We start from the raw sequence: 26,333 nt of genomic DNA, 5'->3' as shown, positions 1-26,333 counted from the left end.
CGTCACCCGGCGCCGGGCCGTGCCCGGCTCCGTGTTCCACCCACTTCTGTAAGGCCAGTTCCGTCATGTTCGACGTCGCCGTCTTCGGCTCGCTCTTCCTCACCCTGTTCGTCATCATGGATCCCCCCGGGATCACCCCGATCTTCCTCGCGCTGACCGCCGGCCGGCCCGGCAAGGTGCAGAAGCGGATGGCCTTCCAGGCCGTCTGTGTCGCGGGCGGTGTCATCGCCGTCTTCGGGCTCCTGGGCCACCAGATCCTGAACTACCTGCATGTCTCCGTGCCCGCGCTGATGATCGCGGGCGGGCTGCTGCTCCTGCTGATCGCGCTCGACCTGCTCACCGGCAAGACCGACGAGCCGAAGCAGACCAAGGACGTGAACGTGGCGCTCGTCCCCCTGGGCATGCCGCTGCTGGCGGGGCCGGGTGCGATCGTCTCCGTCATCCTCGCCGTGCAGAAGGCCCACAGCGTCGCCACGCAGGTCTCGGTGTGGACGGCGATCCTCGCCATCCATGTCGTGCTGTGGCTGGTGATGCGGTACTCGCTGCTGATCATCCGGGTCATCAAGGACGGCGGGGTCGTGCTGGTCACCCGGCTCGCGGGCATGATGCTCTCCGCGATCGCCGTCCAGCAGATCATCAACGGGATCACCCAGGTGGTCCGGGGCAGCTGAGCGGTCATGCGTACGCGCAGAGCCCCCGCCCGGCGTCGATGCCTGGCGGGGGCTCTGAAGCTTCAGCGGTGATCCGCGTCTGTACTGTTCCGGTTATGAGGCCGAGGTGTCGGCCGGACGGATCCAGAGTCGCTGTCCTATGGCTGCGGCCTGCTGAACGATCCGGTTGACGGAGGCGGCGTCCACGACAGTGCTGTCCACGGGCGTGCCGTCGACGTCGTCGAGTCGCATGATTTCGAAGCGCATGGCTTCTCCCTTCGTCTGGTCATCCTCCTGCGGAGAATTACTGCGTACCTCTGTAGTCAACGGGGTGCGTGTTACAAACATTCCCTACGCTAAAGAAATTTTTCGAACGGCTAACTACTGACCGGTAAGTGAGTCTTCCGAGACTCCTTGGGACCAGTTGTGTTCGCAGCGTGACCGCCGGGACAATGGTGGCGATGAACGACGACCTGGCGCCCCTGAGCGCCCGCATCGACCGCACCAACGAGCTGCTCACGCGCATGCTCGCCGAGGTCGCGAAGACGCCCTCGACGCATGCGATCTTCGTCGACGCGGGATACCTCTACGCGGCCGCGGGACGACTCGTCGCCGGCACCGAGGACCGTCGCGCCGTCGACCTCGACGCCGAGGGCCTGATCGAGGCCCTCATCGACCGGGCCCGCACCATCTTCGCGGACAGCAGGCTGCTGAGGGTCTACTGGTACGACGGCGCGAGACGCCGTATCCACACCTCGGAACAGCAGTCCATCGCCGAACTCCCGGACGTGAAGGTCCGGTTGGGCAACCTCAATGCCAACAACCAGCAGAAGGGCGTCGACTCGCTGATCCGCTCCGACCTGGAGTCCCTGGCCCGGCACCGCGCGATCAGCGACGCGGCACTGCTGGGCGGAGACGAGGATCTGGTCTCGGCGGTCGAGGCGGCCCAGGGCTACGGTGCCCGCGTGCACCTGTGGGGCATCGAGGCACCGGAGGGCCGCAACCAGGCGGAACCGCTCCTCTGGGAGGTCGACAGCCAGCGCACCCTCGACCTCGACTTCTTCAAGCCGTACGTCTCCCGGCGGGCGGCCGTGCCCTACGAAGCGACAACCACCCGGCCCGCCCGCGACGACGTCCGTTTCGTGGGCGCGCAGATCGCCGCGAAGTGGCTTGCGGAGCGGGGGAGGGCGGCGCTGCAGGAGCTGCTGCCCGGCCATCCGTATCTGCCGGGCTCGGTGGACCAGGACCTGCTGGTGGAGGCGGAGGGGCTTCTCCAGTACTCACTGCGGGGGCAGGCGGATCTGCGTCGGGCACTGCGGGACGGGTTCTGGGAGCACTTGCAGGGGCAGTACTGATCGCTCGTCGGCGGAGCTTCGGCGGAGCTGACCCATATCGGCAGTACTGACCGCTCAACGGCCGACGCCGTCCCAGAAATCGGCCAGGGCGTGGGCCGTGGGGAGGGGCTGGTCGGTGTTGGGGGAGTGTTCGGCTCCCGGGATCACCGTGCGGCGGGCACCCAGTCGTACGGCCATGTCGTCGAGGAGGGGCACCGGCCAGGTGTCGTCCTGCGATCCCGACAGGACGTGGAACGGCAGCGGGACCGCGGCGAGTTCGCCGACCAGGTCCGGCTCGGTGCACAACTGGCGTCCCGTCGCGAGGAGTTGGGCGGGCTTGTTGCCCAGCCAGCGGCGACGGAGCTGTTCGACGTCCCCGATGCCCTTGGCGGGGCCGCCGACCTCCTCGGGCGGTCCCATGGCCAGGATCGCGTCCCACACCTCGGTCATCGTCATCACACCGAGCGCGTCCCGCAGCAGCTTCACCCGCTGCTGCTGGGAGTCGGAGATCTGAGCGGGGCCCGAGGAGACGAGGGTGAACGACAGGAAGGGAGAGTGGTCGAGCAGTACGGCAGCGCGCGCGATCTGACCGCCCAGGGAATGCCCGACCAGGTGCACGGGTGTGTCGAGGGCGGCGGCCTGGGCGAGCACGTCCCGCGCCAACTCACCCCGTGCGTAAGCGGATTCGTCGGTCTCGGGCCCGTCCGACTCGAACTGTCCCCGCCCGTCCACGGCCACGACCCGGTATCCGCGCGCCGTGAGCGGCTCGTGGAGCAGCGTGAAGTCCTCCTTGCTCCCCGTGAACCCGGGCAGCAACAGCGCGGTGCCCTTCTCGGCGACCCCGGGGGCCACGGCCGAGCCCACGGCCGCGAACTCACCGCGAGCGGTGCGCAGGGGGCAGGCACGGGCGCCGGGGGGCGGGGTGAAGACGGCTCGGGTGCTCACGGGGTGAGGGTATCCGGCGGGGGTGACGGGCCGGCGCCGTACGGGGTGCCGTGGGGCGCCGCAGTCGGTGCCGTGGGGCGTCGTCGGGCGGCTGCGGGTTCGTCGTGACGGGTCGCGTCCACGCGGCGGTGGCGCGGGTGTGGTCGGCGCCGGCTGCCACGGGCCGGTGCGGTGCGGGGACGCCGACGGCCCGGCCCCAGGTGAAGGGGCCGGGCCGTCGGTGCGGGCTCAGCTGTCCGCGGGCTCCGCGGCGGCCGTCTTGCGGGTCCGGCGTCGCGGTGCGGCAACCTTCGGCTCCTGGTCCGCCTGGGCCGGGATGTCGGCGGTCACCGCAGGCTCGGCGGCCTTGCGGGTGGTACGCCGACGGGGCTTGGCCTCGGCCGAGTCCGCGACGACCTCGGCGGTGGCCGCGGTCTTGCGGGTGCGGCGCGGCTTGACCTCCGCGGTCTCCGCCGTGTCGGCGGTGGCCTCCGGCGTCGCGGTCGCGGTCTTGCGGGTGCGGCGCGGCTTGGTGGCCGTGCCTTCCGCGGTGTCCACTGCCGTCTCGGCCGCCTTCGCCGAGCTCGCCGTCTTTCGCGTCCGCCGCGGGTTGGCCACCTCGACCGCCTCCGGCTCCTGAACCGCCTGGGCCGGGATGTCGGCGGTCACAGCGGGCTCGGCGACCTTGCGGGTACGCCGGCGCGGCTTGGCTTCCGTCGCCTCCGCCGTGTCCACGGCGGCTTCTGCGGCCGGAGCCGCAGCCGTGGTCTTGCGCGTGCGGCGCGGCTTGGCCTCGGTGGCTTCGGCCGTGTCCAGGGCGGCGTCTGCGGCCGGGGTGGCGGCTGCTGCCTTGCGGGTGCGGCGCGGCTTGGCCTCGGTGGCTTCGGCCGTGTCCACCGCGGACTCGGCCGCGGTCGTAGCCGTGGCTACGGTCTTGCGGGTGCGGCGCGGCTTGACCTCCGCGGTCTCCGCCGTGTCGGCGGTGGCCTCCGGCGTCGCGGTCGTGGTCTTGCGGGTGCGGCGCGGCTTGGTGGCCGTGCCTTCCGCGGTGTCCACCGCCGTCTCGGCGGCGGGAGCGGCGGCTGCCTTGCGGGTGCGGCGCGGCTTGGCCTCGGTGGCTTCGGCCGTGTCCACGGCGGCTTCCGCGGCCGGAGCCGCAGCCGCCGTCTTGCGCGTACGGCGCGGCTTCGTGGCCGGAGCCTCCGGAGCGGCCTCGGTGACCGGAGCGGCCTCCGTGACCGGCGTGGTCTCGACGACCGTCTCCACGGCGGCCGGCGTCTCCGCGGACCTGCGGGTCCGGCGGCGGCGCGGCTTGGCCGGGGTCTCGGTGTCGAGGGACGGGCCCTCCGCCGCCGTGACGGCGGACTCCGCGGCCTCGGACACGGCCGGCTCGACCGCCGCCACTGCCGTGGCCGGCGCCGAGTCGGACGCCCCGCCGCGGGTGCGGCGACGACGGCGCGGGGTGCGGGTCGCGGTGGCGTCCTCGACCGCGGTGGTCTCCGACGGGGTGACCGCCTCGGCGGGGGCCGCCACGTCCGGCGAGGTCCCACCACGGGTACGACGGCGACGGCGCGGCGTACGCTCCGCACGCTCGCGGTCGGCGGAGCGGGACTCGTCCCGGCCCCCACGCCCGCGACCCCGGTCCCGGTCCCGGTCACCGCGACCGCGTGCGCCACGGCCACCCGTCTCGCCCAGGTCCTCCAGCTCCTCCGCCCCGAGCCCGGCGCGCGTGCGCTCGGCCCGCGGCAGGACACCCTTGGTGCCCGCGGGGATGCTCAACTCCTCGTAGAAGTGCGGGGAGGTGGAGTACGTCTCCGGCGGATCGTTGAAGTTGAGCTCGAGCGCCTTGTTGATCAGCTGCCAGCGCGGGATGTCGTCCCAGTCGACGAGGGTGATCGCGATGCCCTTGGCACCCGCGCGGCCGGTACGGCCGATGCGGTGCAGGTACGTCTTCTCCTCTTCGGGAGACTGGTAGTTGATGACGTGCGTGACGCCCTCGACGTCGATGCCGCGGGCGGCGACGTCGGTGCAGACCAGGACGTCCACCTTGCCGTTGCGGAAGGCGCGCAGCGCCTGCTCACGGGCGCCCTGACCCAGGTCGCCGTGGACCGCGCCGGCGGCGAAGCCGCGCTGCTGCAGCTGGTCGGCCAGGTCGGCCGCGGTGCGCTTGGTGCGGCAGAAGACCATGACCAGTCCCCGGCCGTCGGCCTGCAGTATGCGCGCGACCATCTCGGGCTTGTCCATGTTGTGCGCGCGGTACACGTGCTGCTTGGTGTTCGCGACCGTCCTGCCCGCGTCGTCGGGCGAGGTGGCGTTGATGTGCGTGGGCTGCGACATGTAGCGGCGCGCGAGACCGATGACCGCGCCCGGCATGGTGGCCGAGAACAGCATCGTCTGGCGGCGGGCCGGCAGCATGTTGATGATCTTCTCGACGTCGGGCAGGAAGCCGAGGTCGAGCATCTCGTCGGCCTCGTCGAGGACGAGCGCCTTGATGTGGCCGAGGTTGAGCTTCTTCTGGCCCGCGAGGTCCAGCAGTCGGCCCGGGGTGCCGACGACGACGTCGACGCCCTTCTTGAGGGCCTCGACCTGGGGCTCGTAGGCGCGGCCGCCGTAGATGGCGAGGACGCGGACGTTGCGTACCTTGCCCGCGGTCAGCAGGTCGTTGGTGACCTGGGTGCACAGCTCGCGCGTGGGGACGACGACGAGCGCCTGCGGGGCGTCGGTGAGGTCCTCGGGCTTGGCGCGGCCTGCTTCGACGTCGGCGGGGACGGTGACGCGCTCGAGGAGCGGAAGGCCGAAGCCCAGCGTCTTGCCGGTGCCGGTCTTGGCCTGGCCGATGACGTCGGAGCCGGAGAGGGCGACCGGGAGCGTCATCTGCTGGATGGGGAACGGGTTGATGATGCCGACGGCCTCGAGGGCCTCGGCCGTCTCGGTGAGAATCCCGAGATCGCGGAAGGTCGTAGTCAGGGTGCTGCCTCTTCTGTGTGCGCGGTGCGAGGCGAGCGCAGGGGGTCGTCTACCGTGCTGGGGACGTCGGCTGCCTTACGGGCTAAGCCGTAATGGCACGGGACCACTGCCGACGCTCTAGCGCTCGTACCGCTGAGGGTCCCCCTCCGAACTCCGTACGCACTGTGCCGTACGGGCGAGGAGGGCTGTCGGGTCGGAGCCGATCGGGCCACCGACCGGGCATCCTCATACGTGCGGCCTGTCGAGGTTCGGTGCACTCATGAAGTGCCGTCGTACCAGCAGGCGCATTACCACCATACCCCGGAATCGTGCACATGCGATGGCCGATTTGGTCACGTAGTCGTCGTCACACTGATTGACCAGGGCCTTCCGCCGTCCGGAGAGCGGGCTATTGTGCGCTTCATGACGACCTCTGACAAGCCCGACAACGCCTCCGAGACCCCTGCCGAACCCACCGTCGAGCACACCGGTGTCGCCGCCCAGGACTGGACGAAGGCCGCCGCCGACCCGCAGTACCGAGCCGCGGTCGTCGACCTGCTCGGCGCGCTCGCGTACGGCGAACTGGCGGCCTTCGAGCGGCTCGCGGAGGACGCGAAGCTGGCGCCGACGCTGGCGGACAAGGCGGAGCTGGCGAAGATGGCGTCGGCCGAGTTCCACCACTACGAGAAGCTGCGCGACCGGCTGACGGAGATCGGCGAGGAGCCGACGCTCGCGATGGAGCCGTTCGTCGCGGCACTCGACGGCTTCCACCGGCAGACGGCGCCCTCGGACTGGCTGGAGGGGCTCGTCAAGGCGTACGTCGGCGACTCGATCGCCAGTGACTTCTACCGGGAGGTCGCGGCGCGGCTCGACACGGACTCGCGCGAGCTCGTCCTGGCCGTCCTCGACGACACCGGACACGCCGGGTTCGCCGTCGAGAAGGTGCGGGCGGCGATCGACGCGGACCCGCGGGTGGGCGGCCGACTGGCCCTGTGGGCGCGGCGGTTGATGGGGGAGGCGCTGTCGCAGTCGCAGCGGGTCGTCGCCGACCGGGACGCGTTGTCGACGATGCTCGTGGGCGGGGTCGCCGACGGGTTCGATCTCGCCGAGGTGGGGCGGATGTTCTCGCGGATCACCGAGGCGCACACGAAGCGGATGGCTGCGCTGGGCCTGGCGGCCTAGCGCCCGACAGCTCGGGGGCTGTGCTCTGTCGGCGGCTGCGGGTTCGTTGTGGCCGGTCGCGCAGTTCCCCTACGCGGTCGCTGATCGGCGCAGTCTGCCGTTCGGCCGCAGGAGCAGGGACAGCGACGCCACCGAGACCACTGCCGCGCCCAGGAGGATCAGCAGGAGGTTGCCCGGGTCCAGCGCGGTGTGGGTCACGAAGGCGCCGAAGAGGGCTCCCGCGGTGCCCGTGGCGAGGACCAGGGATCGGGTCGGCAGGCGGTGGGCAAGGCGGTGTACGGCCACCCCTGCCAGCACGAGACCGAGCAGAGCGGCGCCGAGCGCTTCGATCAACATCATGGGGTCCCTCCCACACGGCCACACTGCGCATCACGGTCGTAGCCCGTCATACCCGTGACCTGCGGAATGCAATCCTCCTCCGGGTGGTCCCCGTGCTCCATACGTGGAGAAAAAGAATCTTGCCCGTGGCGCGAAGAAGGGCCCGGCGACTTCCGGTCGCCGGGCCCCTCTTCGTCTGTCTGCCTACAGCGCGCCGAAGCCCACCTTGCGCGGAGCCGGCTCACCGAGCTCGACGTACGCCAGACGGTCGGCCGGGACGAGGACCTTGCGGCCGTGCTCGTCCACGAGACTCAGCAGCTGAGACTTGCCGGACAGGGCCTCCGCCACCGCCCGCTCGACATCCTCGGCGCTCTGACCGCTCTCCAGAACGATCTCGCGGGGCGCGTGCTGCACGCCGATCTTGACCTCCACGGCTATGTCCCTCCGACGGTCAGTGAAGTGCGCGACCTTGCGCGCCGTACCCAGCACACATTAGCCCGGTGAGGGGACCTACACGTTCCGCGCGAGAACGCCAACAGCGAACAACGGGCGGGAACAAACGACCCGCACGCGCGCGTGCGGGTCGAGTGGCGGTCCCGGAGCTGCTCTCAGTGGTTCTCCGTGCCGTGCAGCGGGAATCCGGCGATGCCCCGCCACGCCAGTGACGTCAGCAGCTGCACCGCCTGGTCGCGCGGGACGCTGCGGTCGCTGTGCAGCCAGGACCGGGCCACCACCTGGGCGAGGCCACCGAGGCCCGAGGCGAGCAGCATGGACTCCGCGCGTGAGAGGCCGGTGTCCTCCGCGATGACCTCGGAGATCGCCTCGGCGCACTCGACGGTGACCTTGTCGACGCGCTCGCGCACCGCGGGCTCGTTCGTCAGGTCCGACTCGAAGACCAGGCGGAAGGCACCGCCGTCGTCCTCGACGTACGCGAAATAGGCGTCCATGGTCGCCCGAACGCGCTGCTTGTTGTCGGTCGTCGACGCGAGCGCGGTGCGTACCGCCAGGATCAGGGACTCGCAGTGCTGGTCCAGCAGCGCGAGATAGAGGTCGAGCTTGCCCGGGAAGTGCTGGTAGAGCACCGGCTTGCTGACGCCGGCGCGCTCGGCGATGTCGTCCATCGCGGCCGCGTGGTAGCCCTGTGCCACGAAGACTTCCTGCGCGGCGCCCAGCAGCTGGTTCCGTCGGGCACGGCGCGGCAGGCGCGTCCCGCGCGGGCGTGCCGCCTCTGTCTGCTCGATGGCTGTCACGCCGCCTCCCAATGTCGTCCACATGCGGTGTGCGCCGCGCCGCCATCGTACTTTTCGGTAACCGTGCTGTGCGCGGTACGAACGCAGAATTTCACGGACCGGACGGTGACGAAAACCGCCCATAGGTTTCAAACAGGCATCTAGTGGGCAGCGGCTGTCCCGTTTCTGCTCGTGAATGCGCAGATGAGTGCTTTGCCGGCCGCTCGGCGCAGGACCGTCGTCACCGGTAGTCGTCCTCGTCCAGCGAGACGACCCTGGCCTGTTCGACGAGGTCGGCCTCGTTGGCCCGGTCGGGGTCCACGCCGGTCAGGGGGTCGTCGCGGTCGGGCGCGATGTCGGTGCGCTGCTCGGCCGCGTCGGCCTCGGGGGCCTCGACGTCGCGCTCGACGACGTCGTCCTCCTCGAAGGCCTCGGAGTCGGTGAGGGCCTCGGGGTCGGTGAAGGCCTCGGGGTCGGTGGGGTCGTAGGCCATGGTGGGCTCCCTTCCTAGAACGTCCCTGATGTACACAGGGGGCCACATTCGGGTGCCCTGCGTACGAGCCTAGGAGACACACGATCTGGACGCCATGCGGTGTGCGGGCCGCCGCGCGCACACTTCGTACACGTGCGCTGTGATGGCGAACACATGAACCCCTGCGTGATCGTCTCGTAACATTGCCGCATGTCTTCGACCGAGCCGCCCTTCGTGCCGCCCGCCACCGTCCTTCCGAAGGTGGCGCCCGTCAGGGTCGGTGAGGGCGAGCGGATCAGGTCGGTCGGGCTGCCGGGGATCACTCTGACGGTGCGTTCGAGACCACCCGCGCGCGAGGGGCTGCCGCCCGCGGTGTACGTCCATGGCCTGGGCGGTTCCTCGCAGAACTGGTCGGCGCTGATGGAGCAGCTGGAGGGCGAGGTCGACGGCGAGGCCGTCGATCTGCCGGGCTTCGGTGACTCCCCGCCGCCGGACGACGGCAACTACTCGATCACCGGGCACGCGCGCGCGGTGATCCGCTTTCTCGACGCGTCCGGCCGCGGTCCCGTCCACCTCTTCGGGAACTCCCTCGGCGGCGCGGTCTCCACGCGCGTGGCAGCGGTGCGGCCCGACCTGGTGCGTACCCTCACCCTCGTTTCGCCGGCCCTCCCGGAGATCCGCGTCCAGCGCACCGCCGTGCCCACGGGGCTTCTGGCGGTGCCCGGCGTGGCCGGTCTGTTCACCCGGTACAGCAAGGACTGGACGGCCGAGCAGCGCGTCCGCGGGGTCACGGCCCTGTGCTACGGCGACCCCGGGCGGGTCACTCCGGAGGGCTTCCGGTACGCGGTGGAGGAGATGGAGCGGCGGCTGCAACTGCCGTACTTCTGGGACGCGATGACGCGTTCCGCGCGCGGGCTGGTGAACGCGTACACACTGGGCGGCCAGCACGCGCTGTGGCGCCAGGCCGAGCGTGTTCTCGCGCCCACGCTCCTCGTCTACGGCGGCCGTGACCAGCTCGTCGGCTTCCGCATGGCCCAGAAGGCGGCCCGAACCTTCCGTGACTCCCGACTGCTGACCCTGCCGGAGGCGGGGCACGTGGCGATGATGGAGTACCCGGAGACGGTGGCGGGGGCGTTCCGGGAGTTCGCCGCGGACAGGGCGACTTCTGACGGTTCCGTGGGAGGCTCTGACAGGCGAGACGGCTCCGTGGGCGCCTCCGGTGAGGGGGCCTCGGGTGACAGGGGCGATGCCGCGACGGCTTCCGGTGACGGGGCCGACGCCACGACTGTGGGGAGCTGAGGCGGGGCGTGGGACGCCACAGTCGACGCGGGCCCGCTCCCAAGAAGGGGCCCGACAAGGACAGTTCCGACCAGGGTGATGCGGGCCGGGCGAGCGCCGAGGGTCTTGGCAGCGAGGCGACGGGCCGGGCGGGCGCCGAAAGGGCGCGGAGCGTCACGGGTCTCGGCACGGAGGCGACCGGCCGGGGACGGATGCCGACTTCCCCCGCTCCTGCGCCGCAGACTGCTCGGCAGAGTGCGCCGCGAGGTCGGAGGCCCGACCGCGGGGCACCCGGGGCTGGACCCGGGGTCGACGCTGCGGGATATCGGATGCCTGCGCAGGGCGTCCCGCGGCTTCCCGACGGCACGCCCGCACATGGTTTGCCCCGGCTTTCGGATGGGACGCCTGCGCGTGGGTTTCCGCGGGTTCCGGATGGGACGCCTGCGCGTGGTGTTCCTCGGCTTGCGGATGGGACGCCTGGGCGTGGGTTTCCGCGGGTTCCGGATGGGACGCCTGCGCGTGGTGTTCCTCGGCTTGCGGATGGGACGCCTGGGCGTGGGTTTCCGCGGGTTCCGGATGGGACGCCTGCGCGTGGTGTTCCTCGGCTTGCGGATGGGACGCCTGGGCGTGGGTTTCCGCGGGTTCCGGATGGGACGCCCGCGCACGGGTTTCCTCGGCTGCCCGACGGCACGCCCGCGCGCGGGGTCCCTCGTGTGTCCGACGGTCCGTCCGGCCAAGGGGTGCGGCGGTTCCCGGACGGGACGCCCCCGCACGGGTTCCCGCGGCTGCCCGACGGCACCCCGGCCCATGGCGTCCCCCGGGCCCGTGGTGGCCATCCCGAGCAGCGTGAATCCGGGGGCGGCTGGGGGGAGTCGAGGGGTCGAGGGCCGGACGGGTACGCCGCCGCCGGACCGGGAGCCGCTCTTCCGCGGCAGCGTCAGGGCCCGTCGGGATCGCGGTCGGAGCCACGACAGGATTACCTCGACGCGTTCACCGACGAGGTCGACGTCTTCGCGCCCGGCGGCCCTCGTGGGCCTCGCGGCCCGGTTTCCGCGAACCGTCCCGTCACGGGAGCCCGCGCGCCCTCCGCCGCGCACCCCTCCGACCCGTACGGCTCGGTCACCGACCGGCCCGACGCCACCGACAACGACACGGACACCGACGAGGACGCCCGCCCCGGCGACGCGCCGCCGGCCGACGCGCCGCCCGCCAAGGGCGGCAAGGGACGGGCGTTCACCGGCATCGCGGCCGCCGCCGTCGTCACCGTGCTCGCCGTCGTCGTGGCAGGACAGGTCACCGAGGGGCGCGACACCGCCGTGGGTACGCGGTCCGCTACCGACCAGGCCCGGGACGCCCGCGACTCCGCCACGGGCGCGGACGGGCAGCCGACGCCGTCCTCCTCGGCCGGCGTGACGACGCTGACGTATGAACAGGCGATGGGCACCAAGTACCCGCTCAGCGCCAAGCTCGACGGCTCGGGGAAGTTCGACGCGATCCAGGGGGGCGACAAGGCGCCCGGCAAGGGACAGAAGTACACCTACCGCGTGGACGTGGAGCGGGGTCTGGGACTCGACGGCGAACTCTTCGCCGAGGCCGTGCAGAAGACGCTCAACGACGACCGCAGCTGGGCCCACGGCGGCGCCCGGACCTTCGAGCGCGTCTACTCGGGCAAGCCCGATTTCGTGATCACGCTCGCCAGTCCCGGCACCACGGCCGACTGGTGCGCCAAGTCCGGCCTCGACACCACCGAGGACAACGTCTCGTGCGACTCGGCCGCCACCGAACGCGTGATGATCAACGCGTATCGATGGGCGCAGGGATCAAGCACATACGGTGATCAGATCCATGCCTACCGTCAAATGTTGATCAACCATGAAGTCGGTCACCGCCTCGGCTACTCCCATGTCACCTGCGACAAGAACGGCGAGCTCGCGCCGGTGATGCAGCAGCAGACCAAGTTCCTCGACCACGACGGTATCCACTGCCGGGCCAACCCCTGGCCGTACCCCGGGAGTTGACGGATGGCGTCCATGTCACATTGACATGGGTTGATTCGGTCGTACATATTGCTGCGCATGTGGTCTAGTCATGCCGTCGAGAGCAGCGCCGCCATCCAGCTGGCGCTCATCGGTGTGACCCCGCTCTGCGTGGCCGACATTCTCTGTCGCTGACGCCCGCCCTCAGGCGCGCGCGTCGCGAATCCCGCATTTCTCCGTGACCTCGGTCATGGCTCTTTCGACGACCCGACGCCGGGGCAGACGTCTGTCCACTCTCGTCTCACCCTTCGTCAATCTGTCTCGCCATTCGAGACTCATCATTTCGAGAGGTCGTCTCCGATGCGTCCACCGTCCCTCACCACGCGCCGTGTGGCAGCGGTATCCGTAAGCCTGGTTCTGGCAGCGGGCGCCGCCGCCTGCGGCCCCGAGGACAACGATGCCAAGAGCTCCGGCGGCGACTCCACGCCCCACAAGGGCGGCACCCTCACGGTGCTGAACTCCAACCCGCAGCAGGACTTCGACCCCGCCCGCCTCTACACCTCCGGCGGCGGCAATGTGCCCTCGCTCGTCTTCCGCACCCTCACCACCCGCAACCGCGAGAACGGCGCCGCCGGTGCCGAGGTCGTCCCCGACCTCGCCACCGACACCGGGCGCCCCAACAAGGACGCGACCGTGTGGACGTACACGCTGAAGGCAGGGCTCAAGTACGAGGACGGCACCGCGATCACCTCGGCCGACATCAAGTACGGCATCGAGCGCTCCTTCGCGCCCGAACTCTCCGGCGGCGCCCCCTACCTGCGGGACTGGCTGGTCGGCGCGGCGGATTACCAGGGGCCGTACAAGGACAAGAAGGGTCTCGCGGCCATCGGGACGCCGGACGCCCGCACCGTCGTCTTCCATCTGAACAAGCCCGAGGGCGAGTTCCCGTACCTGGCCACGCAGACGCAGTTCACGCCCGTCCCGAAGGCCAAGGACACCGGCACGAAGTACGAGGAGCACCCCGTCTCGTCCGGCCCGTACAAGGTCGTCACGAACCAGAACGACGGTGAGCACCTCGTCCTGGAGCGCAACACGTACTGGTCCACGTCCACGGACGCCGAGCGCAAGGCGTACCCGGACAGGATCGACGTCAAGTCAGGGCTCGACTCATCGGTGATCAACCAGCGGCTGTCGGCGTCCCAAGGTGCGGACACCGCCGCGGTCACCACGGACACCAACCTCGGCCCGGCCGAACTCGCCAAGGTGACGGGCGGCAAGGAGCTCGCCGCCCGCGTCGGCACCGGGCACTTCGGCTACACCAACTACATAGCGTTCAACCCGACGGTCAAGCCGTTCGACAACGTCAAGGTGCGGCAGGCGATCTCGTACGCCATCGACCGGTCCTCCGTGGTGAACGCGGCCGGCGGCAGTGCGCTCGCCGAGTCCGCCACCACCTTCCTGCCGAACCAGAAGTCCTTCGGCTACGAGCCGTACGACCTCTTCCCGGCAGGTGCGACGGGCAACGCGGCGAAGGCCAAGGAACTGCTGAAGCAGGCCGGATACCCGAACGGGCTCACGGTCACGCTCACCCACTCCAACGCCAAGGACTTCGAGACCAGCCCCGAGATCGCGACGGCGATCCAGGACGCGCTCAAGAAGGCGGGCATCACGGTCAAGCTCCAGGGCCTGGAGGACAACGACTACTCGGACACGATCCACAGCGTGAAGACCGAGCCCGGCTTCTTCCTGGCCCACTGGGGCGCCGACTGGCCCTCCGGCGGACCCTTCCTCGCCCCGATCTTCGACGGCCGTCAGATCGTCAGGGACGGCGCGAACTTCAACACGGGCCTGCTCAACGACAAGTCGGTCAATGACGAGATTGACGCGATCAACAAGTTGACCGATCTTGACGCTGCCGCCAAGCGGTGGGGCGCACTGGACAAGAAGATCGGACAGCAGGCACTGACCGTGCCGCTGTTCCACCCGGTCTACAAGCGGCTGTACGGCAAGGACATCAAGAACGTCGTGATCAGCGACTGGACCGGTGTGCTGGACATCTCGCAGGTCGCGGTCAAGTAACCCGATGAGCGAGGCACTTGTCGCCACCGAGGTTCCCGAGGCGTCCGTCCCGGGGGCCTCGGGGGCCCGTCAGTTCTGGCGGCGGCTGCGGGCGCAGCGTGCCGCCATGGTCGCGGCGTTCGTCGTCGCACTGCTCGTCCTGGTGGCGCTCGCGGCGCCCCTGCTCACCGCGCTGGAGGGCCAGGACCCCACCACCTACCACCCCTCCCTGGTGGACTCCGCGCGCGGCGGTGTGCCCATCGGGTCCTTCGGAGGCATCAGCGCGGACCACTGGCTCGGCGTCGAACCGCAGACCGGACGCGACCTGTTCGCCCGCCTGGTGTACGGCGCCCGCGTCTCCCTGGGCGTCGCGCTGACCGCGACGGCCGTACAGGTCTTCCTCGGTGTCGTCGTGGGTGTCGCGGCCGCGCTCGGCAACCGATGGGTTGATCAACTGTTGAGCCGGATCACCGACATCATCGTGGCCATGCCATTGATGATCATGGCGTTGGCGCTGCTGGCCATCGTGCCGAGCAGCTTCCCGCGGCCGGTCCTGGTCGCGCTCATCATCGGCTTCGTCGCCTGGGGCACGATCGGCAAGATCGCGCGCGCCCAGACACTCACCCTCAAGGAACTCGACTACGTGGCCGCCGCCCGGCTGAGCGGCTGGGGCACTCTGCGGATCGCCCGCCGGGAACTGCTGCCCGGTCTCGCCGCGCCCGTCATCACCTACGCGGCACTGATGGTGCCGGCGAACATCAGCATCGAGGCCTCCTTGTCCTTCCTCGGCGTCGGCGTGAAGCCGCCCACCCCGTCCTGGGGACAGATGCTCTCCTCGGCCGACGTCTGGTACCAGGCGGCCCCGCAGTACCTCCTGCTGCCCGCGGCCACGCTGTTCCTCACCGTCCTCGCGCTCACCGTCCTCGGTGACGGCGTCCGCACCGCCCTCGACCCGCGCGCGGCCTCCCGCCTGCGCATCGGCACGGGCCGCAAGCAGGAGTCCAAGGCCGGAAAGGAGGGCTCCGCATGAGCGGCTTCACCGGATTCGCCCTGCGCCGGACCGTGAGCGCCGTACTCACCCTGCTCGCCCTCTCGGTGATCATCTACGTGGTCTTCTACGCCACTCCCGGCAACGTCGCCCAGATCACCTGCGGCCCGCGCTGCTCGCCGGAACAGGTGCACCAGGTCGCCCAGCAGCTCCGGCTCGACGACCCGCTGTACCTGCGCTACTGGCACTTCCTCCAGGGCATCGTCGTCGGCCACGACTACTCCACAGGCACCTCGGTCGAGCACTGCCCGGCGCCCTGCCTCGGGCTGTCGTACCAGAGCGACCAGCAAGTCACTCAGATCATCCTGAACAAGCTGCCCATCAGCCTGTCGCTGGTGGTCGGCGCGATGGTGCTCTGGCTGCTGCTGGGCGTCGGCACCGGCGTGCTCTCCGCCTGGCGCCGCGGCCGCTTCACCGAGCGCGCGCTGACCGGCCTCACCCTCGCGGGAGTCGCCACACCCGTGTTCGTCATCGGCCTCGTCCTGATGATCGTGGTCTGCGGGCAGCTGGAGATACTGCCCTTCCCGGAGTACGTCTCCTTCTCCGACGACCCCGAGCAGTGGATGTGGGGCCTGCTGCTGCCCTGGGTCACGCTCGCCCTCGGAGAGGCGGCCTACTTCGCGCGGCTGACCCGTGCGTCGATGCTCGAGACGCTCGCCGAGGACCACATCCGCACCTTCCGGGCCTACGGCGTCGGCGAGCGGTCGATCGTCGGCCGGCACGCCCTGCGCGGGGCCCTGGCACCGATCATCGCCCTGAACGCCAACGACTTCGGCAGCGCGGTGGGCGGGGCCGTCCTCGTCGAGTCACTGTTCGGCCTGCCCGGCATCGGCCAGGAACTGGTCCACGCCGTCACCGTCGTCGACCTTCCGGTCGTCGTCGGGATGGTCCTGGTCATCGGCTTCTTCGTGGTGCTCGCCAACGCCGTCGCGGACGTCCTGTACGCGGTGGCCGACCGACGGGTGGTGCTCGCATGAGCCTCGTCCATGTCACGGACCTGACCGTCGACTTCGGCGAGCTGCGTGCCGTCGACGGCCTCTCCTTCCGTCTGGAGCACGGCGCCGCCCTCGCCCTGGTCGGCGAGTCCGGCTCCGGCAAGTCCACCGTCGCCTCGGCCCTGCTCGGGCTGCACCGCGGCACGGGCGCCCGCGTGGGCGGCTCGGTCGAGGTCGCCGGAGTGGACGTACAGCAGGCGTCGGACGACGACCTGCGGCGGCTGCGCGGCGCGAAGGCCGCGATGGTCTTCCAGGACCCGCTGTCGTCCCTGGACCCGTACTACGCGATCGGCGACCAGATCGCCGAGGTGTACCGCGTGCACACGCGTGTGTCGCGACGAGCGGCACGCGCGCGTGCGGTGGAGGTGCTGGACCGGGTCGGCATTCCGGACGCCGTACGGCGATCCCGGGCCCGTCCGCACGAGTTCAGCGGCGGCATGCGTCAGCGCGCCCTCATCGCCATGGCGCTGGCCTGCGAGCCCGACCTGCTGATCGCCGACGAGCCGACGACCGCGCTCGACGTGACCGTCCAGGCCCAGATCCTCGACCTGTTGCACACTCTGCGCCAGGAGACCGGCATGGGCCTGCTGCTCGTCACGCACGACGTGGGCGTCGCCGCCGAGAGCGTCGATGACGTGCTCGTCATGCGGCACGGTCGCGCGGCCGAGCAGGGGCCGGTCGGTGCGGTGCTCGGGGCGCCCGCGGAGGCGTACACGCGTGAACTGCTCGCCGCGGTACCGCGCGTGGACGCGCCTCGGACAGCCTCCCGGGCATCCGGCGAGGTGGTCCTCGAAGCGAAGAGCCTGAGGCGCGCGTTCGGACGCGGCAAGAAGGCCTTCGCGGCCGTCGACGACGTCTCGCTGACCATCCACCGCGGCGAGACCCTCGGTGTCGTCGGCGAGAGCGGCAGCGGCAAGACGACGCTGGGGCGGATGCTGGTCGGGCTGCTGGAGCCGACGGCGGGCGAGGTCCGTCACGACGGCCACGCGCGCGCGGGCGTGAACCCGGCCGTGCAGATGGTCTTCCAGGACCCCGTCTCCTCCTTGAACCCACGCCGCAGCGTGGGCGAGTCGATCGCCGATCCGCTCCGCGCGCGTGGTGAACGGGACGAGAGGCGGATACGGGGGCGCGTGACGGAACTCCTGGAGCGCGTGGGGCTCGAAGGGGCGCACTACGACCGCTATCCGCACGAGTTCAGCGGCGGCCAGCGCCAGCGCGTGGGTATCGCGCGGGCGCTCGCGGCCGACCCGCGCGTCATCGTCTGCGACGAGCCGGTCTCCGCGCTCGACGTGACCACCCAGGCCCAGGTGGTCGCTCTGCTCGGCGAGTTGCAGCGGGAGCTCGGACTCGCGCTGGTCTTCGTCGCGCACGACCTCGCCGTCGTACGCCAGGTCAGCGACCGGGTCGCCGTGATGCGGAGCGGCCGGATCGTCGAGACCGGGCCCGCCGACGAGGTGTACGACACCCCCCAGGACCCGTACACCAAGCAGCTCCTGGCCGCCGTACCGGCGCTCGATCCGCGGATCGCGGCCCGGCGCAGGGCGGAGCGCCGGGAAGTGGCCGTGACCTGACGTTCCGTGTCCGCATGATCTCTTAGCGCGACCGAACGCGATCCGCACGGGAAAGTTACGACCGTTCACCCCTTTTGGTGGCGCGATGGACAACCGTCCGTCGCGCCACCGCCTTGTCCGCATACGTTCGTCCCGCTGCGAGCCGCCGGGCCAACGGCGGCTCTCGACACGGGAGATCGGGGGCGCACTCGTGCGCATAGGACTGCTTACGGAGGGTGGCTATCCGTATGTGAGCGGTGACGCCAGGCTCTGGTGCGACCGGCTCGTGCGCGGCCTCGAGCAGCACGAGTTCGACATCTACGCGCTCAGTCGCAGCGAGCGCCAGGAGGACGAGGGCTGGGTCCAACTGCCGCCGCAGGTCGGCCGGGTCATCACGGCCCCACTGTGGACCGCGCCGGACGACGGGGTGGTCTACGGCAGGCGCGCGCGCCGGCGCTTCGCCGAGTCCTACGGCGAGTTGGCGGCGGCGCTGTCCGAAGGGGGGGTCGGCGACGCCTCGGGGGAGTCGCCGGCTGCCGAGGCGGACCGTTTCGCCAGTGCCCTGTACGGGCTCGCCGAACTCGCCCGCGACGAGGGCGGACTGGTGGGGGCGCTCCGCTCCGAGACCGCCGTACGCGCCCTGGAGCGCGCCTGTCGCGCACCCGGCGCCCGGCAGACGGCGCGCGAGGCGCGCGTACCGGATCTGCTGGCTGTCGCCGCGCACCTGGAGCGCGCCCTGCGCCCTCTCTCGCTCGACTGGTACGAGGACGACGGCCTCGGCGCGGTCGACCTGTGCCACGCGGCCTCCGGCGGCCCGGCCGCCCTGCCCGGTCTCCTCGCGCACCACTTCTGCGGCGTCCCGCTGCTGGTGACCGAGTACGGCGTGCGGTTGCGCACGCACTACCTGGCCGACACCGAGTCCGCGCCCGCCGTACGGGCCTTGCTCGCCGCCTTCCACGGCCGGCTGGCCACCGAGACCTACCGGCGGGCCGCGGTCGTCACGCCCGGCAACACCCACGCCCGCCGCTGGCAGGAGCGCTGCGGCGCCGATCGCGAGAAGCTGCGCACGGTCTACCCCGGCATGGACGCCGCCCGCTTCACGGAGGTGGGGGAGTCCGCGGAGTGCGGGGACCCGGACAGGCTGGTCTGGGTGGGCCGCGTCGAACCCGCCAAGGACCTGATCTCGCTTCTCCACGCCTTCGCGGAGATCCGCAAGGAGGAGCCCAAGGCGCGTCTGAGAATCGTCGGCGCGCCCACCGGCCCCGAGGGCGCGGCCTACTTGGGGCACTGCAAGGCGCTGGCCGCGCAGCTCTTCCCGGACGAGGCGGAGGGGCTGCACGCCGTCGGCGACAATCCCGTCTCGTTCGAGGAGATCGGCGGCCCCGAGGTGCCCACCCTCGCCGACGCATACGCCTCGGGCGCGGTCACCGTCCTGTCCAGTGTCGTCGAGGGCTTCCCGATCAGCCTCGTCGAGGCCATGTTCTGCGGCCGGGCCACCGTGTCGACCGACGTCGGCGCGGTCGTGGAGGTCATCGGCGGCACGGGGCTCGTCGTCCCGCCACGCAACCCGAAGGCGCTCGCGGAGGCGTGCGTGACGCTGCTGCGCGACTCCGAGCGCCGTGAGCGCCTCGGCGCTGCCGCCCGCGCCCGTGCACTCGAACTGTTCACCGTGGAGCAGAACATCACGGCATTTCACGGCATTTACCTGGAGATCGTCTCGCACACGCCGGTCCGCCGGGTCGCGCTGGGCGGCATCGGCGAGCCCCTCCCGTTCGCCGCCCCCGCCGAGGCCCATGTCCCTGGCCACTGGACCGAGCTCAACACCCGCGTCGTGGCCCGAAGCGGCCCCGGCTGGGCCGCGGGACCTCCGGTTCACGCGACGCCGCCCTTCGCCGCCACGGAAGGAGCGTCCGGATGAGCGACGTGGGACTCGACCGCGCCGGCACCCCGGGCAGCTCGGGGACGTGGGACACGGAGTCGGAGGAGCGGCTGACGCGGGAGACGTCCGTGGGGGACGGGCGGGAGGCGGGCGTGCACGGGGCGGACGGAGGAACGGGGCGCGTCGGGACATCGGGATCGCCGGGATCGCCGGGAACTTCGGGGCTCCGAGTCGCGAAGAGCCCAGAGACGTCAGAAAAGTCAGAGAAGTTCGAGGAATCCGAGGAATCCGAGGAATCCGAGAAGTTCGCGCGGCCCGAGGCGTCCGCAGCGTCCAGGGCATCCGGAGGGTCCGAAGGGGTTGAGCCGGACGCCGCCGACACGCGCACCGGTGAGACCGGGTCGCTCGCCGACGCGGCCGCCGGAAACGTCGCCGCGCACGCGCCTGAGCCCGCCGGAGATGCCGAGGCGCACACCCTCGTGTCCTCCGGAGATGCCGGCGCGCACACCCCGGTGTGCCCGGGAGACCCCGGCGGGCACACTTCCGAGGCTTCCGAGGGCGCGGACCCGCACACTCCATCGGCACCCGCCGCCCGCGCGCCCGAGGTCTCCACCGGCCGTAAGCCCACCACCCCCGGCCCCGCCCGCCGTTCCCCTGCCGATCCGGTGAAAGCCCTGATGCACCGGCACCGCGAGCTGTGCGAACGGGCCGTCGACCCCCTGGAGATCGCCGCGGGTCTTGAGGCCCACGGCGTCACCGACCGCACCGCCGTCCGCTTCCGGCACCGGGACGTCTTCTCCCTCGCCGAGGAGATGTACGCCCGCGTCCCGAGGGACGGCGAGACGCCCCCGCCCCCCACGGTGGAGCAGACACCCCGGGCCCGTGCCGACTGGGCCCTGCTCACCCTCCTCCCCGGCGCCCTCTGCGCGGCCACGGTGGCCGGCATCCGCCTCACCGACGGCCAGTCCCGCCTGGTCGCCGCCCTGGTGGGCTTCCTTGCCGTCTCCCTGGCCATGCGCGCGGCCTTGTCCCGCGGCCCCCTCGGTATCTCCGACCGCGCACCCAGCACCGGCACCTCCACCTGGGCGTACTGGCTCCTCGCCTACGCAGCCCTCGGCGACGGCTTCCTCGCGGCGGCCGTGACCGGCGGTCCCGATGCCCTGCCCACCGGAGCCGCCGACGCCCCCTGGCCCATGGCCTCGGCTCCCGTCCTCGCCCTGGCCCTGTCCTGCGCTCCGGCAGCCTGGTCCGCCCACCTCTTCGCGGCGCGCGCCCGTCGCAAACTGACCGTCAGCCGAGGCCTGGAGGACTTCGCGGCCTCCGTACGCCCCCTGCTGCTCGGCACGTTCGCCCTGTATCTGTGCGCCCTGACGGCCCTCTCTGCCCTGTCCGGCGCCGCCCTGGACGAACCCTCGGCCCACCCACAGGTCATCGCCCTGGGCGCCCTCCTCTTTCTCGCCCGTCTCCTCACCGTCCACGGCTTCACCCACGCCCCCGCGGTAGTACTCAGCGCCGCCGCGACTGCCCAGGCCACGGCCCTGGCCGCGGCCTTCGCCTCCCGCCTGCCGGGCTGCGGCTTCCTGATCACTCCGGTGGACGCCCTCGTGGACCTCTGGGGCGCGGGCGGCATCCAGACCCTCTCCTGCGGGATCGGCGCCCTGGCCCTGCTGATCCACGGGATCCGCAAGCTGACGAGGGCATCGGCCCACGCCCAGGCGGAGGACCCGTGCTGACCCGGCCCCGAGCGACACACCCGCCGTAGGCGACACCACCCGCCCGCGTGGGCGAAACCGCCCCGCTGAACCCACACAGGCCGCCGCAGGCCCCCCGGCCCCGCCGCCGGAGGCAACTCGCAAGCCCCTCCCGAAGGAGAACCCGCAATGACCACCTCCCGACCTGCCCCCAAGGCCCCGGGAGCAGCCCGATGAGAGTCCTGCTGATCGGAGCCAACGGCTACCTCGGCCGCTTCGTCGCCGACCGCCTGCTCGCCGACCCCGCCGTCCAGCTCACCGCGCTCGGCCGCGGCGACGACGCGGACGTCCGCTTCGACCTCGCGTCCGGCAGCCCCGGAGCCCTCACCCGCTTCCTCGACGCGGTCCACCCGGGCGTCGTCGTCAACTGCGCCGGCGCCACCCGTGGCGGTGCCCGCGAACTCACCCGCCACAACACGGTCGCGGTAGCCACCGTCTGCGAGGCCCTGCGGCGCAGCCGCTGCGGTGCCCGTCTGGTGCAGATCGGCTGCGGCGCGGAGTACGGCCCCAGCCAGCCCGGCTCCTCCACGGCCGAGGACGCCGTCCCCCGCCCCGGCGGTCCGTACGGCGTCAGCAAACTCGCCGCCACCGAACTGGTCCTCGGATCCGGCCTGGACGCGGTCGTCCTGCGGGTCTTCTCACCGGCGGGCCCCGGCACTCCCGCGGGCTCTCCGCTCGGCCGTCTCGCCGAGGCCATGCGCCGCGCCATGCAGTCCGGCGACGGTGAACTGAAACTCGCCGGCCTCGGCGCCCAGCGCGACTTCGTCGACGTCCGCGATGTGGCCCGCGCCGTCCACGCGGCCTCGCTCTCCGCCGCACAGGGCGTCATCAACATCGGCTCGGGCCGTGCCGTCCGCCTCCGCGACGCCGCCGCCGTCCTGGCCCGGGTCGCCGGATACGGCGGCGCCCTCCACGAACTCGACGGTCCTCCCGGCCCGCTGAGGGCGACCATCGGGCATCCCCGCTCCGAACCGGACCACGCGGGACCCGTCGCGTATCCGTACCCCGACGGCTGCGGCAGCTGGCAGCAGGCCGACGTGCGCACCGCACGCGACCGGCTCGGCTGGCGCCCCCGGATCAACCTCGAAGAGTCCCTCGCCGACATCTGGATGGAGGCGGCATGCCGCATCTGACCAGCACGAAGACAAACACGCCGAGCACCGACCTGCGCGTCGGCTTCGGTGCCCCCGGCTTCGCCCACCCCTTGGTCGCCCCCGCCGAATGGGCCGAACTCACCCGTCCCGGCACCCCGCTGCACTGGGCCGTCCTCAACGTCGCCGACGGACCCGGTGCCCGCCCCGACCCGCACTGCCTCGAAGCGGCCGGCCGGCTGCGCAACGCGGGCGTCCGCGTCCTCGGTCACCTCGACACCTCCGGGGTCCGCACCTACAGCGAGTTGCTCCCCGAGGCACACCTCTACGTCGACTGGTACCAGGTCGACGGCTTCCTCCTGGACCACTGCCCGACCGAACACGCCGCGCTCCCCGAAGTCCGCCGCACCGTCACCGCGCTCCGCTCGATCCGTGACGATGCCCACATCGTCCTCGGCCACGGCACCCATCCCCACCCCGGGTACGCCGAGAACGCCGACCAGTTGGTCACCTTCTCCGGCCCCTGGAGCGACTACCGCTGGTCGCAGGTGGCCGAGTGGACCGCCGACTACCCGCCCGACCGCTTCTGCCACCTCGTCTTCGGAGTGCCGGGCCCGCACCTCGAGGAGGCCCTGCGGATCGCGCGCTGGCAGGGCGCCTCGACGATCTGGTTCACCGACCGCACGGACCGCGGCGGTCGCGTCGACCCCTGGGCGACCATGCCCGGCTACTGGGACGAACTCGTCTCGCGGATCGGAACGGGTGTCTCGGAATGAAGAAGCCCATGGCAGTGTTACGGGGAGAACAACTGTAGTGATTGACCGACCAACGGAGTCCCCGTGTCGCTGCCACCCCTGGTCGAGCCCGCCTCCGAGCTCACCGTAGACGAGGTCCGCAGGTACTCCCGCCACCTGATCATCCCCGATGTCGGGATGGACGGGCAGAAGCGGCTGAAGAACGCCAAGGTGCTCTGTGTGGGCGCCGGCGGCCTGGGCTCGCCGGCGCTGATGTACCTGGCCGCGGCGGGCGTCGGCACGCTCGGCATCGTGGAGTTCGACGAGGTCGACGAGTCGAACCTGCAGCGCCAGATCATCCACAGCCAGGCCGACATCGGCCGCTCCAAGGCCGCGTCCGCGCGCGACTCGGTCCTCGGCATCAACCCGTACGTGAACGTGATCCTTCACGAGGAGCGGCTCGAGGCCGACAACGTGATGGACATCTTCAGCCAGTACGACCTGATCGTCGACGGAACCGACAACTTCGCGACCCGCTACCTGGTCAACGACGCGTGCGTGCTGCTGAACAAGCCGTACGTCTGGGGCTCGATCTACCGCTTCGACGGCCAGGCCTCCGTCTTCTGGTCCGAGCACGGCCCCTGCTACCGCTGCCTCTACCCGGAGCCCCCGCCCCCCGGCATGGTCCCCTCCTGCGCCGAGGGCGGCGTCCTGGGCGTGCTGTGCGCGTCCATCGGCTCCATCCAGGTCACCGAGGCGATCAAGGTCCTCACGGGCATCGGCGAGCCGCTCGTCGGCCGCCTGATGATCTACGACGCCCTCGAGATGCAGTACCGCCAGGTCAAGGTCCGCAAGGACCCGAACTGCGCGGTCTGCGGCGAGAACCCGACCGTCACCGAGCTCATCGACTACGAGGCCTTCTGCGGCGTCGTCTCCGAGGAGGCCCAGGAGGCGGCCGCCGGCTCGACGATCACTCCGAAGCAGCTCAAGGAGTGGATCGACGACGGCGAGAACATCGAGATCATCGACGTCCGCGAGATCAACGAGTACGAGATCGTCTCCATCCCGGGCGCGAGGCTGATCCCGAAGAACGAGTTCCTCATGGGCACCGCCCTGGAGGGCCTCCCGCAGGACAAGAAGATCGTCCTGCACTGCAAGACGGGTGTCCGCAGTGCGGAAGTCCTCGCTGTCCTGAAGTCCGCGGGCTTCTCCGACGCCGTGCACGTCGGCGGCGGTGTGATCGGCTGGGTCAACCAGATCGAGCCGGACAAGCCGGTCTACTAGGCCCACGTCTTCCCGGAAGGGGCTCGGCACCAGGTGTGCCGGGCCCCTTTCCGCTACTGGCGCCGACCGCAGACCTTGCCGTCCTTGGGCACCGTGCCCTTCAGCACGTACGCGTTCACCGTGGAGTTCACACAGTCGCTCCCGTTCCCGTACGCCCCGTGTCCCTCGCCTTTCCAGGTGAGCTCCACGCCGACGCCCTTGCCCAACTCGTCCGCCATCCTGCGGGCCCCCTCGTACGGGGTCGCCGGATCGCCCGTGTTGCCGATCACCAGCACCGGTGCCGCACTGGGCGCGCTCACCTCCGGGGTCTCGTACTGCCCGGGCACCGGCCAGTCGTGGCACCAGCCGGCCGCGTCCCAGCCGAGGAAGGGGCCGAAGACGGGCGAGATCCTCTCGAACTCGGGCAGCAGCTTCTTCGTCTCCGCGAGCGTGGGCCGCTGCTTGTCGTCCAAGCACGATATGACCCGTTGTGACTGCGTCGCCATGCCGTAGCGGCCCGAGGCATCCCGTTCGTTGTAGCCGTCGGCGAGCGCCAGCAGTTCGGAGCCGTCCCCCTGCTCGGCCGTGTCGAGAGCGCTGGTCAGCGAGGGCCAGCTGTCCTGGCGGTACAACGGCCAGACCATCCCGGTGAACGCCAGCACCTGGGTCAGCTTCCGCCCGGAATACGTGTCCAGCGGGTCCGCGTCGATCCGCTTCAGCAGGTCCGCGATCTTCCGGGTGCCCCGGTCGGGGTCCTGGCCGGTGGATTCGAGGTAGTTGTCGAGGGCGCGCTGGAAGCCCCGTGCCTGGTTCTTGCGGTGGTCCACCAGGTCGGCGGTCGGATCGACGACCGCGTCGAGCACCAGCCGCCCCACGTTCTCGGGGAACAGATGGGCGTAGACGCCGCCCAGCTGGGTGCCGTACGAGATGCCGAAGTAGTGCAGCGCGGTGTCGCCGAGGACCTGGCGCATCAGGTCCATGTCCCGTGCGGTGTCGGTGGTCGAGACGTGTGCCAGCAGTCCGCCCACGCCCTTCTCGCAGCCCTGGGCGAAGTCGGTGGCGTCCCGGAGGTACGCCCGTTCCTCGGCAGGGGTGTCCGGGGTGGCGTCCACCGCCTCGGCGGCCTGGGTCTCCTTGTCGCTCCGGCAACGGACGCCTTCGCTGGCGCCGACCCCGCGCGGATCCCAGCTCACCAGGTCGTATCGCTCGCGCAGCAGGGAGACGGTGGCGGCGTACCCGGGCATTCCGGCGACGCCCGACGCGCCGGGGCCGCCGAAGTTGAACAGGAGTGAGCCGATGCGGTCGCCGCCGCGGGCCTTGGAGCGGATCAGTGCGAGGTCGATCGTCTCGCCGTCCGGCTTCGACCAGTCGAGCGGCACCTTCAACGTCGCACACTGCCAGTCCCTGCCGGGCGGGGAGGAGTCCGCCGTGGCCTTGCAGCGCTCCCAGTCGAGCTTCTGCGAGGTCAGCGCGGCGGGCAGCGCTTTCGCGCCTGTGGTGCTGGGCCTCGCGCTGCTCGACCGCTCGTCCCCTTCACCACCGCCGGACGAGCCGCCGCTGCAGCCCGCCGCCAGCAGTGCGGCCGCGGCGGTCACAGCCGCCCACCGTACGAAACGCCCCATTCCGGACCCCCTCCCCAACCGTCCGTGCCGAGC

The 26,333-nt window shown here is 71.2% G+C and carries 23 protein-coding genes; 15 read left to right on the top strand and 8 right to left on the bottom strand.

Annotation, left to right across the window (positions count from 1 at the left end; all coding sequences use genetic code 11):
• The first annotated feature begins 65 nt into the window (after window positions 1-65).
• Window positions 66-671: a MarC family protein gene (locus tag OG841_RS16660; protein ID WP_328640769.1), complete on the top strand. Its 606-nt coding sequence runs from the start codon at window positions 66-68 to the stop codon at window positions 669-671.
• Between the two features lie 93 nt (window positions 672-764).
• Here the strand turns inward: OG841_RS16660 and OG841_RS16655 are convergent, their stop codons facing one another.
• Complete coding sequence (locus OG841_RS16655) at window positions 765-917, bottom strand: hypothetical protein (protein ID WP_007384531.1); 153 nt, start codon at window positions 915-917, stop codon at window positions 765-767.
• A gap of 194 nt (window positions 918-1,111) precedes the next feature.
• On the opposite strand from OG841_RS16655, the gene OG841_RS16650 reads away from it, so the two are divergent.
• The gene (locus OG841_RS16650) at window positions 1,112-2,005 is read left to right on the top strand and encodes an NYN domain-containing protein (RefSeq protein ID WP_328640770.1); all 894 of its coding nucleotides are present in this window, start codon (window positions 1,112-1,114) and stop codon (window positions 2,003-2,005) included.
• 54 nt (window positions 2,006-2,059) lie between these two features.
• Here OG841_RS16650 and OG841_RS16645 read toward each other — a convergent pair whose 3' ends face one another.
• Together OG841_RS16645 and OG841_RS16640 are read right to left on the bottom strand one after the other, a co-directional pair.
• Window positions 2,060-2,929 carry an alpha/beta fold hydrolase gene (locus OG841_RS16645; protein ID WP_328640771.1) on the bottom strand — a complete coding sequence of 290 codons (870 nt, stop codon included), beginning with the start codon at window positions 2,927-2,929 and terminating at the stop codon, window positions 2,060-2,062.
• Between the two features lie 228 nt (window positions 2,930-3,157).
• Entirely contained in the window at window positions 3,158-5,782 is a 2,625-nt protein-coding gene (locus OG841_RS16640) for a DEAD/DEAH box helicase (RefSeq protein ID WP_328640772.1), read from the bottom strand.
• A gap of 486 nt (window positions 5,783-6,268) precedes the next feature.
• On the opposite strand from OG841_RS16640, the gene OG841_RS16635 reads away from it, so the two are divergent.
• Window positions 6,269-7,036, top strand: a complete 768-nt coding sequence (locus OG841_RS16635) for a ferritin-like fold-containing protein (RefSeq protein WP_053852936.1) — start codon at window positions 6,269-6,271, stop codon at window positions 7,034-7,036.
• A gap of 69 nt (window positions 7,037-7,105) precedes the next feature.
• Here OG841_RS16635 and OG841_RS16630 read toward each other — a convergent pair whose 3' ends face one another.
• The 4 genes from OG841_RS16630 to OG841_RS16615 all read right to left on the bottom strand — a co-directional run bounded on the left by OG841_RS16630 (window position 7,106) and on the right by OG841_RS16615 (window position 9,076).
• Window positions 7,106-7,372: a hypothetical protein gene (locus OG841_RS16630; RefSeq protein ID WP_328643652.1), complete on the bottom strand. Its 267-nt coding sequence runs from the start codon at window positions 7,370-7,372 to the stop codon at window positions 7,106-7,108.
• A gap of 186 nt (window positions 7,373-7,558) precedes the next feature.
• Window positions 7,559-7,786, bottom strand: coding sequence for a DUF3107 domain-containing protein (locus OG841_RS16625; RefSeq protein WP_266559804.1), 228 nt, complete (start codon window positions 7,784-7,786; stop codon window positions 7,559-7,561).
• Window positions 7,787-7,962: 176 nt separating this feature from the next.
• Window positions 7,963-8,604 (bottom strand): TetR/AcrR family transcriptional regulator, encoded by a 642-nt coding sequence (locus OG841_RS16620; RefSeq protein ID WP_057610072.1) that lies wholly within the window; start codon window positions 8,602-8,604, stop codon window positions 7,963-7,965.
• A 220-nt stretch (window positions 8,605-8,824) separates the two neighbouring features.
• Window positions 8,825-9,076, bottom strand: a complete 252-nt coding sequence (locus tag OG841_RS16615; RefSeq protein ID WP_371565898.1) for a hypothetical protein — start codon at window positions 9,074-9,076, stop codon at window positions 8,825-8,827.
• A 189-nt stretch (window positions 9,077-9,265) separates the two neighbouring features.
• Here OG841_RS16615 and OG841_RS16610 point away from each other — a divergent pair, with 189 nt between their 5' ends.
• The 12 genes from OG841_RS16610 to moeZ all read left to right on the top strand — a co-directional run bounded on the left by OG841_RS16610 (window position 9,266) and on the right by moeZ (window position 24,699).
• Entirely contained in the window at window positions 9,266-10,354 is a 1,089-nt protein-coding gene (locus tag OG841_RS16610) for an alpha/beta hydrolase (protein ID WP_328640774.1), read from the top strand.
• A gap of 656 nt (window positions 10,355-11,010) precedes the next feature.
• The gene (locus OG841_RS16605) at window positions 11,011-12,351 is read left to right on the top strand and encodes a DUF3152 domain-containing protein (RefSeq protein ID WP_371570719.1); all 1,341 of its coding nucleotides are present in this window, start codon (window positions 11,011-11,013) and stop codon (window positions 12,349-12,351) included.
• Window positions 12,352-12,408: 57 nt separating this feature from the next.
• Entirely contained in the window at window positions 12,409-12,504 is a 96-nt protein-coding gene (locus OG841_RS16600; RefSeq protein WP_311714713.1) for an Ms4533A family Cys-rich leader peptide, read from the top strand.
• A gap of 165 nt (window positions 12,505-12,669) precedes the next feature.
• On the top strand, window positions 12,670-14,388 hold the full coding sequence (locus tag OG841_RS16595; protein ID WP_371565896.1) for an ABC transporter substrate-binding protein: 1,719 nt from the start codon (window positions 12,670-12,672) through the stop codon (window positions 14,386-14,388).
• A gap of 4 nt (window positions 14,389-14,392) precedes the next feature.
• Window positions 14,393-15,397, top strand: coding sequence for an ABC transporter permease (locus OG841_RS16590; protein WP_328640777.1), 1,005 nt, complete (start codon window positions 14,393-14,395; stop codon window positions 15,395-15,397).
• Window positions 15,394-16,392 (top strand): ABC transporter permease, encoded by a 999-nt coding sequence (locus tag OG841_RS16585; RefSeq protein WP_371565894.1) that lies wholly within the window; start codon window positions 15,394-15,396, stop codon window positions 16,390-16,392. Before OG841_RS16590 ends, OG841_RS16585 begins: the two co-directional genes overlap by 4 nt.
• On the top strand, window positions 16,389-17,981 hold the full coding sequence (locus OG841_RS16580) for a dipeptide ABC transporter ATP-binding protein (protein ID WP_371565892.1): 1,593 nt from the start codon (window positions 16,389-16,391) through the stop codon (window positions 17,979-17,981). The genes OG841_RS16585 and OG841_RS16580 overlap by 4 nt, the downstream gene beginning before the upstream one ends.
• A gap of 190 nt (window positions 17,982-18,171) precedes the next feature.
• Window positions 18,172-19,878 (top strand): DUF3492 domain-containing protein, encoded by a 1,707-nt coding sequence (locus OG841_RS16575; protein WP_328640780.1) that lies wholly within the window; start codon window positions 18,172-18,174, stop codon window positions 19,876-19,878.
• A gap of 473 nt (window positions 19,879-20,351) precedes the next feature.
• Window positions 20,352-21,572 carry a hypothetical protein gene (locus OG841_RS16570; protein WP_371570716.1) on the top strand — a complete coding sequence of 407 codons (1,221 nt, stop codon included), beginning with the start codon at window positions 20,352-20,354 and terminating at the stop codon, window positions 21,570-21,572.
• Between the two features lie 191 nt (window positions 21,573-21,763).
• Window positions 21,764-22,723, top strand: a complete 960-nt coding sequence (locus OG841_RS16565; protein ID WP_328640781.1) for an NAD-dependent epimerase/dehydratase family protein — start codon at window positions 21,764-21,766, stop codon at window positions 22,721-22,723.
• On the top strand, window positions 22,711-23,457 hold the full coding sequence (locus OG841_RS16560) for a spherulation-specific family 4 protein (RefSeq protein ID WP_371565890.1): 747 nt from the start codon (window positions 22,711-22,713) through the stop codon (window positions 23,455-23,457). Before OG841_RS16565 ends, OG841_RS16560 begins: the two co-directional genes overlap by 13 nt.
• A 63-nt stretch (window positions 23,458-23,520) precedes the next feature.
• The gene (gene moeZ, locus OG841_RS16555) at window positions 23,521-24,699 is read left to right on the top strand and encodes an adenylyltransferase/sulfurtransferase MoeZ (RefSeq protein WP_266559788.1); all 1,179 of its coding nucleotides are present in this window, start codon (window positions 23,521-23,523) and stop codon (window positions 24,697-24,699) included.
• A 53-nt stretch (window positions 24,700-24,752) separates the two neighbouring features.
• Here the strand turns inward: moeZ and OG841_RS16550 are convergent, their stop codons facing one another.
• Window positions 24,753-26,300: an alpha/beta hydrolase gene (locus OG841_RS16550; RefSeq protein ID WP_371565889.1), complete on the bottom strand. Its 1,548-nt coding sequence runs from the start codon at window positions 26,298-26,300 to the stop codon at window positions 24,753-24,755.
• Window positions 26,301-26,333 lie beyond the last annotated feature (33 nt).

Source organism: Streptomyces canus (assembly GCF_041435015.1).
GTDB classification, from domain to species: Bacteria; Actinomycetota; Actinomycetes; order Streptomycetales; family Streptomycetaceae; genus Streptomyces; species Streptomyces canus_G.
Note: the sequence above shows the minus strand (reverse complement) of the source record. Positions and strands in the feature narration are given on the sequence as shown.

What these genes read in the sequence shown, in the direction of transcription:
- OG841_RS16590 (WP_328640777.1), top strand. Translation starts at nt 14,393, where the DNA reads ATGAGCGAGGCACTTGTCGCCACCGAGGTTCCCGAGGCGTCCGTCCCG.
- OG841_RS16615 (WP_371565898.1), bottom strand. Translation starts at nt 9,076, where the DNA reads ATGGCCTACGACCCCACCGACCCCGAGGCCTTCACCGACCCCGAGGCC.
- OG841_RS16550 (WP_371565889.1), bottom strand. Translation starts at nt 26,300, where the DNA reads ATGGGGCGTTTCGTACGGTGGGCGGCTGTGACCGCCGCGGCCGCACTG.
- OG841_RS16660 (WP_328640769.1), top strand. Translation starts at nt 66, where the DNA reads ATGTTCGACGTCGCCGTCTTCGGCTCGCTCTTCCTCACCCTGTTCGTC.
- OG841_RS16600 (WP_311714713.1), top strand. Translation starts at nt 12,409, where the DNA reads ATGTGGTCTAGTCATGCCGTCGAGAGCAGCGCCGCCATCCAGCTGGCG.
- OG841_RS16595 (WP_371565896.1), top strand. Translation starts at nt 12,670, where the DNA reads ATGCGTCCACCGTCCCTCACCACGCGCCGTGTGGCAGCGGTATCCGTA.
- OG841_RS16560 (WP_371565890.1), top strand. Translation starts at nt 22,711, where the DNA reads ATGCCGCATCTGACCAGCACGAAGACAAACACGCCGAGCACCGACCTG.
- OG841_RS16655 (WP_007384531.1), bottom strand. Translation starts at nt 917, where the DNA reads ATGCGCTTCGAAATCATGCGACTCGACGACGTCGACGGCACGCCCGTG.
- OG841_RS16640 (WP_328640772.1), bottom strand. Translation starts at nt 5,782, where the DNA reads ATGACGCTCCCGGTCGCCCTCTCCGGCTCCGACGTCATCGGCCAGGCC.
- OG841_RS16630 (WP_328643652.1), bottom strand. Translation starts at nt 7,372, where the DNA reads ATGTTGATCGAAGCGCTCGGCGCCGCTCTGCTCGGTCTCGTGCTGGCA.
- OG841_RS16580 (WP_371565892.1), top strand. Translation starts at nt 16,389, where the DNA reads ATGAGCCTCGTCCATGTCACGGACCTGACCGTCGACTTCGGCGAGCTG.
- OG841_RS16610 (WP_328640774.1), top strand. Translation starts at nt 9,266, where the DNA reads ATGTCTTCGACCGAGCCGCCCTTCGTGCCGCCCGCCACCGTCCTTCCG.
- OG841_RS16585 (WP_371565894.1), top strand. Translation starts at nt 15,394, where the DNA reads ATGAGCGGCTTCACCGGATTCGCCCTGCGCCGGACCGTGAGCGCCGTA.
- OG841_RS16565 (WP_328640781.1), top strand. Translation starts at nt 21,764, where the DNA reads ATGAGAGTCCTGCTGATCGGAGCCAACGGCTACCTCGGCCGCTTCGTC.
- OG841_RS16650 (WP_328640770.1), top strand. Translation starts at nt 1,112, where the DNA reads ATGAACGACGACCTGGCGCCCCTGAGCGCCCGCATCGACCGCACCAAC.